Source organism: Brachyspira catarrhinii, assembly GCF_005518285.1.
Classification (GTDB): domain Bacteria; phylum Spirochaetota; class Brachyspiria; order Brachyspirales; family Brachyspiraceae; genus Brachyspira; species Brachyspira catarrhinii.
Genome location: NZ_SJDU01000522.1, coordinates 1 through 1,304 on the forward strand (window position 1 = coordinate 1; position 1,304 = coordinate 1,304).

The following is a 1,304-nucleotide window of genomic DNA, read 5'->3' on the forward strand; positions in this document are numbered from 1 at the left end:
GTTCAAACATCTTTTTATTACCTTTATTTTTATTATAAAAACAAAGTGTAAAAAAAGATTTATACTATAGTTAGTTTATCGTTGTTTAGGAAATAAAAAGCCGACATTATTTTAATGACATTAATATATAAATACTATATTGACAATAATACTAATAACATATATTATATAATATATTAATTTAATTAATGGCTGGTTATATGTCTAATAATATTTTGCAATATAAAGAAAAAAGAATAGAACTTTATAAAAAACTGGAGGGAGAAAGAAAATCTAAATTACTTGTTTATATTACAGGCGATCGTAATGGGTGGGGAACTCGAATAGCAGAAGATGCCGCAGATTATATAGCAGAACATTTAGATATTATAGGTCCTGTAAATAAGATTTCATTATTTTTATATACTACAGGGGGAAGTACTCTTGCTGGTTGGAATATTGTAAATCTTATAAGACAGTTTTGTAAAGAATTAGAAATAATAGTTCCCAATAAAGCAAGAAGTACGGGTACATTAATGTGTTTGGGAGCTGATAATATTATAATGACCAAACAAGCTACATTAGGTCCTATAGATCCTAGTGTCAATAATCCTTTAAATCCAGAAATTCCTAATATGCAAAATCAAAGGTACCCTGTTAGCGTGGAAGCTATTAAGGGATTTATTGAATTGGCTAAACATGAATTGGCTATTAAGGATGATAATGCTTTAGCTTCTATATTTGGAACTTTAGCAGAGAAAGTACACCCTTTAGTTTTAGGAGAAGTATATCGTGCTATAGGACAAATACAAATGTTGGCACGTAAATTATTAAGACATCAAGTAACAGATGAAGTTAAAATACAAAAAATTATATCTTTTTTATGTAGTGAATCAGGCAGTCATGATTACACTATTAATAGAAGAGAAGCTAAAGAGGAATTAGGGCTTAATGTAGAAACTCCATCTGATGAATTATATAAATTGATAAACGATATTTATTTATCAATAAAAGAAGAACTTGAACTTCAAAAAAATTTTGACCCTAATTTAGATACTGATATTAAAGAAAAAAAATTCCTTATAAAGAGAGCATTAATTGAAAGTATATATGGGAAAAGTAATGTATTTATATCTGAAGGATTATTTAGAAAAACAATAGTTCCTGTTAATATTCCTGTCGCACAATTGCCTAATTTTAACAAGATTCCATCAGCGGAAGTGGTTCAAATACAAAAAATTTATGAAGGATGGCTTAGTATATGATAAATTATAATACTTATAACAATATATGTTTAGATAATTGCTATAATGAAACAGATAATA

General features: G+C 27.1%; 1 protein-coding gene. It reads left to right on the forward strand.

What is annotated here, in order from left to right; all coding sequences use genetic code 11:
* Positions 1-200: 200 nt before the first annotated feature.
* Positions 201-1,244 carry an SDH family Clp fold serine proteinase gene (locus EZH24_RS12025; protein WP_137999309.1) on the forward strand — a complete coding sequence of 348 codons (1,044 nt, stop codon included), beginning with the start codon at positions 201-203 and terminating at the stop codon, positions 1,242-1,244.
* Positions 1,245-1,304: the final 60 nt, after the last annotated feature.

Bases quoted from the DNA above. Each gene is read 5' to 3' on its own strand.
- EZH24_RS12025 (WP_137999309.1), top strand. From the start codon at position 201: ATGTCTAATAATATTTTGCAATATAAAGAAAAAAGAATAGAACTTTAT.